The sequence below is a fragment of the Gordonia sp. (in: high G+C Gram-positive bacteria) genome, from assembly GCF_049299075.1.
In the GTDB taxonomy this organism is placed as follows: Bacteria; Actinomycetota; Actinomycetes; order Mycobacteriales; family Mycobacteriaceae; genus Gordonia.
Genome location: NZ_JBAQWU010000447.1, coordinates 1 through 6,832, shown reverse-complemented (window position 1 = coordinate 6,832; position 6,832 = coordinate 1). Strand labels below are relative to the sequence as shown.

Here is a 6,832-nt window from a genome sequence, read left to right as displayed (position 1 = left end):
GGGCATCCCGGCACCGAGCGCGGCGGTCGGACTCAGTGGTGGAAGGAGGCGCTCCGCTTGGCGTGCGGCATCGGACCGTCCAAGCTTTCCAAGAAGGCGACCTCCGTCTGAATGTCGGCGAGCAGCTTCGTCGCCAGGTCTCGGCTCAGTCCGTTGCGGACGACGATGCGCTGCAGGGTCACGTCGGCAAGGTTATCCGGCAGCGGGTAGGCCGGAACCTGCCAGCCCTTCAGTCGCAGCCGATCCTCAAGGTCGTAGAGCGTCCAGTTCGGGTTCGCGTCCGACTTCCGGCGCCAGGCGAACACCGGGATGGTGTCGCCCTTGCTGACCAGCTCGAACGGGCCGATCTCGGCAATCGCGGCAGACAGGAACTGGGCCACATCCAAGCAATTCTGCTGAACAGCGCGGTAGCCAGCCCGGCCCAGTCGCAGGAACTGGTAGTACTGCAACAACACCTGCGCACCTGGGCGCGAGAAGTTCAGCGCCAGGGTGGGCATGTCACCACCGAGGTACGCGCAGTGGAAGACCATGCTCTCGGGCAGTCGTTCGGTGTCGCGCCAGACCACCCAGCCGACACCCGGGTACACCAGACCAAACTTGTGGCCCGAGGTACTGATCGAGGCCACCCGATCGACCCGGAAGTCCCACTTGAGTTCGGGCTGACAGAACGGGGCGATGAAGGCACCCGACGCACCGTCGACGTGGATGCGCACGTCCAGGCCGGTCTTCTCCTGGATCTCGTCGAGCTTGGCGGCGATCTCCTGCACCGGCTCGTAGGCGCCCGTGTACGTCTGGCCCATGATGGCGACGACACCGATGGTGTTCTCGTCGACGTAATTCTCCAGGTCGTGGCCGTCGAGGAAGAGATGATCATCGCTGACCGGCACCCAGCGCGGTTCCACCTCGAAGTAGTTCGCGAACTTCTCCCAGCAGACCTGGACCGCAGTCGACATAACCAGGTTCGGCTTCTCGATCGACTTACCAGCAGCCTTGCGCGCCTGCTGCCAGTGCCGCTTGAGGGCCAGTCCGCCCAGCATGCACGCTTCCGACGAGCCGATCGTCGAGGTACCGATGGTGTCGCTGGCATCCGGCACATGCCACAGGTTGCCGAGGATCCGCCAGCAACGCTCCTCAATGGCGGCGGTCGCCGGGTACTCGTCTTTGTCGATCATGTTCTTGTCGACAGTCTGCGCGTACAGAAGCTTCGCTTCCTTGTCCATGTACGTCGTGACGAAGGTCGCCAGGTTCAGCCTGGCGTTGCCGTCCAGCATGGCCTCATCGTGCACCAACTGGTAGGCCACGCTCGGCGACAGCATGCCGTCGGCGAGCTCATTGCGAGGCAGGCTCGTTGCCTCGCCCGACTCAGTGAAGATCGGGCCCACATCGATACGGTCATCGCTCATTGCGCTTGGTTCCTTTTCGCGAAGGGGTAACAGTTCATGGCAAATCCGGTCTACCAGACTTCCATCGGAGGCCGCGTCGTTCTGGACTGTCGGATGGCACACGCCGCACCAACCGGACCGGCTTTGCGGTCAGCTAATCACGAACCGTCGGGCATCCCAGCACTAGTCACCCGACCTGACACGATTCTCCCGGTGCCCGTCACGGGCTGCCGGGATCGCGAGGACGAGCACCCGCCGGCCGGTAACCTGGCAGGGTGAGCACGCCACAACCGCCCGAACAGCCCCGCCGCGAGGGCCCCGATTCGACGCACCACGAGGTCGCCGAGCCTGCCACCGAGGCCTCCGCACCGAGCTACCCGCCGTATTCAGACCCGGCGAATGGTCCCGCCAACTCCGATGCCTACTCCCAGGTGACGCCGACCGGCAACTACGGTGCAGTCGACTACGGCCCCAGCGAGGCCGCAACGACGAACTACGGTGATCCCAACTATGGTGATCCCAACTACGGTGATCCCAACTACGGTGATCCCAACTACAGGCACCCGGTCGCCACCGACGAGCCGACCACCGCGGCGGTGGCTGGACCGAACGCCAGTGCCGTCCGTCGCTGGCAGATCATCGCCGCATTGGCGGTGGCGGCCGCCGCCTTAACCATCCTCGGTTTCGGACTCTTCGGCCTGCAGAACCGGGACGGTAAAGCCGCCCCGATCACCCACACAGTCACCGAGGTGACCGAATTTGAGGGCGCGGAGACCACCCGCACCCACACCGCGACTGCCACCGAGCGCGAGACCCGTACGGCGACCGAAACCCAACGCGACACCGTGACCCGGACCGCGACCGAAACCCGGACGGAGACGGCGACCGTTACCACAACCCAAACTGTCTCGGGATCGGCGACGAGCCCTAGTACTACGACGCCGTAACTGAACACGGCGGCAGCAACTACGCGGGAACGGCTACTCGTCGACGACGGCGAGCTCCCGCAAGCCGGGTACCACCTCGGCGCTGAAGACTTCCAGAAATCGACGCTGGTCGGCGCCCGGGTTGTGGAACACCAGGTGGTTGAGGCCCGCATCAAGGTACGGCTTGATCTGCGCGATGGCGTCGTCCGGGGTGGAGGCGACAATCCAGCGTTTGGCGACCTGATCGATCGGGAGTTCGTCGGCGAGCCGTTCCATCGCCACCGACGAGTTCACCGAATGCTTCTGCTCCGGCGTCAGGGAGAGCGGCGCCCAGAATCGGGTGTTCTCCAGGGCGCGCTCGGGATCGGGATCGTAGGAGATCTTGATCTCGATCATCCGGTCAAGATCGGCGAAGGTCCGCTCCGCTTTGTCCGCACCCTCCCGGACCGCCGGGATCAGTTTCTCGGTGTAGAGGTCCATCCCCTTGCCCGACGTGCAGATGAAGCCGTCGCCCGCGCGGCCCGCGTACCGAGCCACGACGGGGCCACCGGCCGCGATATATACCGGGATGGGCCGCTCGGGGATGTCGTACATGTACGACCCTGCCGTTGTGTAGTACGAGCCGTCGAACTCGACTTCCGCCCCGCTCCACAGCTCGCGCATCAGGCGCACCGCCTCGCGGAGCCGGGCGAAGCGCTCCTTGAAATCCGGCCATTGGCCGGTGAAACCGGTGGCGTACTCGTTGAGCGCCTCGCCGGTGCCGACACCGAGCATCACCCGGTCCGGGTAGAGGCAGCCAAGGGTCGCGAAGGCCTGCGCGATCACCGCCGGGTTGTAGCGGAAGGTCGGCGTCAGTACCGAAGTACCGAGCTGGATCCGTTCGGTGCGCTCGCCGACCGCGGCTAACCACGCCAAGGAGAACGGTGCATGGCCGCCGTTGTGCCGCCACGGCTGGAAGTGATCGCTGACGGTCGCCGAGTCGAGACCGAATTGCTCGGCGGCGACACCGACTTCGACCAGTTCTCGCGGCCCGAACTGCTCAGCGGATGCTTTGAGTCCAAGTTTCAGTCCGGCAGCCATGCCGATTCCCTTCAGTTAATGGTCAGCGGAAGGCGTCCTGGCCGGTGAGCGCCTTGGCGATCATCAACTGATGCATTTCGCTGGTGCCCTCGTAGGTGAGGACTGATTCAAGGTTGTTGGCATGTCGGATCACCGGGTACTCGAGCGTGATTCCATTGGCCCCCAAGATGGTTCGGCACTGACGCGCGATCGCGATGGCCTCGCGCACGTTATTCAGCTTCCCCACGCTGACCTGTTCCGGGGCAATCCTGCCGGAGTCCTTGATTCGGCCGAGCTGGATCGCCAGCAGATAAGCCTTGCCCAGTTCGACGGCCATATCGGCGATCTTCGCCTGCGTCAGCTGATAACCGGCCAGCGGTTTATCGAAGACCTCGCGGATGCCGGAGTACTCGATCGCGGTCTCCAGGCAGTCGCGCGCGGCACCGACGGCACCGAAGACGATGCCGAAGCGCGCCTCGTTCAGACAGCTGAGGGGGCCGCGTAGACCGTCCGCTTCGGGGAGCTGCGCCGACGCCGGCACACGCACATCGGCCAGCACGATCTCGCCGGTCACCGAGGCGCGCAATGACATCTTGTGCTTGATCTCCGGGGCGCTGAATCCGGGGGTGTCGGTCGGCACCACAAAACCGCGCACTCCGCGACCGAGCCCGTTCTCGCCGGTCTGCGCCCAGACGACGGCGACGTCGGCGACCGGCGCGTTGGTAATCCACATCTTGGTACCGCTGAGGATCCAGTCGTCGCCGTCGCGCCGGGCATACGTACGCATTCCGGCCGGATTGGAGCCGAAGTCCGGCTCGGTGAGCCCGAAACAGCCGAGCGCCTCACCCTTGGCCATTGCCGGCAGCCACTGTTCCTTCTGCTCGTCCGAGCCGAAGCGGTGAATCGCGAACATCGACAGCGAACCCTGCACGGAAATGAAGCTGCGCAACCCGCTGTCGACCGCTTCGGCTTCTAAGCAAGCCAGCCCGTAGGCGGTGGCCGAGGTCCCCGCGCAGCCATAGCCGTCCAAGTGCATGCCGAACAGGCCGAGGTCGCCGAGTTCGAGAGCGAGTTCCCGCACCGGGAGCGCGCCGTCTTCGAACCACTGTGCCACCTGTGGCCGCAACCGCTTGGTCCCGAAATCGGCGACAGTCGCGGCGATCGCTCGCTCGTCATCATTCAGCAGTCGATCAACGCCGAATAGTTGCTCGGTGCTCATTGTCGCGCCCATGTGACTCACCTTACGACGCACCCGTGCGGCCGCCGCAAGCTGCGTCCTCCGACAAATCTCGGCGCGCCGCCACTCAGCGCGCAGAAAACCTGCCCATGGTGCAAAATCATCGCTGTGTCAGTACCCGCGGAGTTCCTGCTCGCCGACCAAGCGACGACCCCACGCACCCTGATCGACGTCGTGTTGGCAACCGCCGCAGCGCATCCGGATGCGCCAGCCATCGACGACGGCGACGCGGTGCTGACCTACGACGAGCTCATCGCCGTGGTCCGCCGCCTCGCCGGCCGGCTCGACGCCATCGGTATCGGTCGCGGCGACCGTCTCGGGATCCGCATGCCCTCGGGGCACCGCGACCTCTATATCGCGATCCTGGCGACCCTGTACACCGGCGCCGCCTACGTCCCGGTGGACGCCGACGACCCCGATGAGCGCGCCCAGCTGGTCTTCGGTGAGGCGCAGGTGGACGCGATCATCGACGCGAAGGGCATCCACTCGCAGGCCGGACGGCACCGTCAGGTCGGCACCGGGGTGGCCCTGACCCGCTCACCCGCCCAGCTCACCGACGATGCCTGGATTATCTTCACCTCCGGTTCCACCGGCACCCCGAAGGGCGTGGCGGTGACCCATCGCAACGCAGCCGCGTTCGTCGACGCCGAGGCTGCACTCTTTCTTCAGCAGGAACCACTCGGCCCGGGCGACCGGGTACTGGCCGGCCTGTCGGTCGCCTTCGATGCCTCCTGCGAAGAAATGTGGCTCGCCTGGCGCAGCGGTGCGTGCTTGGTGCCGGCCCCGCGCGCTCTGGTGCGCAGCGGCATGGATCTGGGCCCGTGGCTGGTGATGCGCGATGTCAACGTCGTCTCCACCGTTCCAACGCTGGCCGCCCTGTGGCCCGCCGAAGCCCTCGAAGCCGTCCGTCTGCTGATCTTCGGCGGCGAAGCCTGCCCGCCCGAGCTCGTCGATCGCCTGGCCACCGGCGACCGCGAGGTGTGGAATACCTACGGGCCGACCGAAGCGACTGTGGTGGCGTCGGCGGCGCAGATGCGTCGCGGCGAGCCGGTCCGCATCGGGCTGCCCCTGATCGGTTGGGATCTGGCGGTCGTCGATTCCGCCGGACAGCCGGTCGCCCTCGGGGAGACCGGCGAGCTGGTGATCGGTGGCGTCGGGTTGGCCCGCTATCTGGATCCGGCGAAGGACGCCGAGAAGTACGCACCGCTGGAATCCCTCGGCTGGGAGCGCGCCTACCGTAGCGGCGACTTGGTGCGGCTGGAACTCGAAGGCCTGCACTTTGTCGGTCGGGCCGATGACCAGGTGAAGATCGGCGGACGACGGATCGAGCTCGGCGAGATCGATAATGCGCTGCAGAATCTGCCCGGCGTCAGCGGCGGTGCCTGCACCGTCCGCAAGAATGCGGCCGGCAACCCGATGCTCATCGGCTACCTCGCCTCCACCGACTCCGCCTTCGACTTGACGGCGGCCCAGACTCGGCTGCGCGAGGAGTTGCCCGCGGCGATGGTGCCCCGCCTGGTGCTGCTCGACGAGCTGCCCACCCGCACTTCCGGCAAGGTGGATCGGGATGCACTGCCGTGGCCGGTGCCGGGCACCGCGCTGCCCAGCGAATCCGGCGGCCCGGCCGAGCCGCTGACCCCCACCCAGGCCTGGCTCGCCGAGCAGTGGACCGCCGTGCTCGGCGTCCCGGTGACCAGTCCCGGCGCTGATTTCTTCACCGAAGGCGGCGGTTCGCTCGCGGCCGCGCAGTTGGTTGGCGCGCTGCGCACCCGCCATCCGGAGATCACGGTCGCCGAGCTGTACGACCACCCGCGGCTCGGCTCACTGGCTGATTTCCTGGATGCGCTGGCCCCGCCCACCGAGACTGTCGTACGGGACGTGGCCCCCATCCCGGCGAGCGCCGGACTGTTCCAGGCGCTCGCGGCCCTCCCGCTCGCGACCCTCACCGGCCTGGCGTGGATGACCTGGCTCGGCGTGGCCAACAATGCCGGCCGCGCCGTTGCCGACGCCACCGGTCACGCTGCACCGTGGCTGGTTTCGGTTAACTGGTGGGTGCTGCTGGTCGCGTTCGCGGTCTTCGTCACCCCGTTCGGGCGACTGCTGATCGCCGCAGGCGGCGCCCGTCTATTGCTGCGCGGGGTGACGCCCGGCGATTATCCGCGCGGCGGCTCGGTGCACCTGCGGGTGTGGACAGCCGAGCGACTGATGGTGGCCAGCGGCGCGCACAA

At 66.7% G+C, this 6,832-nt stretch carries 5 protein-coding genes; 2 read left to right on the top strand and 3 right to left on the bottom strand.

The features are described 5' to 3' along the window. Nucleotides 1-32: 32 nt before the first annotated feature. Entirely contained in the window at nucleotides 33-1,403 is a 1,371-nt protein-coding gene (locus WAW85_RS14205; protein ID WP_422560245.1) for a glutamate decarboxylase, read from the bottom strand. Nucleotides 1,404-1,657: 254 nt separating this feature from the next. Between WAW85_RS14205 and WAW85_RS14200 the strand changes: the two genes are divergently transcribed. After that, nucleotides 1,658-2,329 (top strand): hypothetical protein, encoded by a 672-nt coding sequence (locus tag WAW85_RS14200; RefSeq protein ID WP_422560244.1) that lies wholly within the window; start codon nucleotides 1,658-1,660, stop codon nucleotides 2,327-2,329. Between the two features lie 33 nt (nucleotides 2,330-2,362). Here WAW85_RS14200 and fgd read toward each other — a convergent pair whose 3' ends face one another. Together fgd and WAW85_RS14190 are read right to left on the bottom strand one after the other, a co-directional pair. Continuing rightward, on the bottom strand, nucleotides 2,363-3,388 hold the full coding sequence (fgd, locus tag WAW85_RS14195) for a glucose-6-phosphate dehydrogenase (coenzyme-F420) (protein WP_422560243.1): 1,026 nt from the start codon (nucleotides 3,386-3,388) through the stop codon (nucleotides 2,363-2,365). A 22-nt stretch (nucleotides 3,389-3,410) separates the two neighbouring features. Further along, nucleotides 3,411-4,598 carry an acyl-CoA dehydrogenase family protein gene (locus WAW85_RS14190; protein ID WP_422560242.1) on the bottom strand — a complete coding sequence of 396 codons (1,188 nt, stop codon included), beginning with the start codon at nucleotides 4,596-4,598 and terminating at the stop codon, nucleotides 3,411-3,413. Nucleotides 4,599-4,703: 105 nt separating this feature from the next. Between WAW85_RS14190 and WAW85_RS14185 the strand changes: the two genes are divergently transcribed. Next, on the top strand, nucleotides 4,704-6,832 hold a 2,129-nt coding region (locus WAW85_RS14185; RefSeq protein ID WP_422560246.1), incomplete at its 3' end, for an amino acid adenylation domain-containing protein.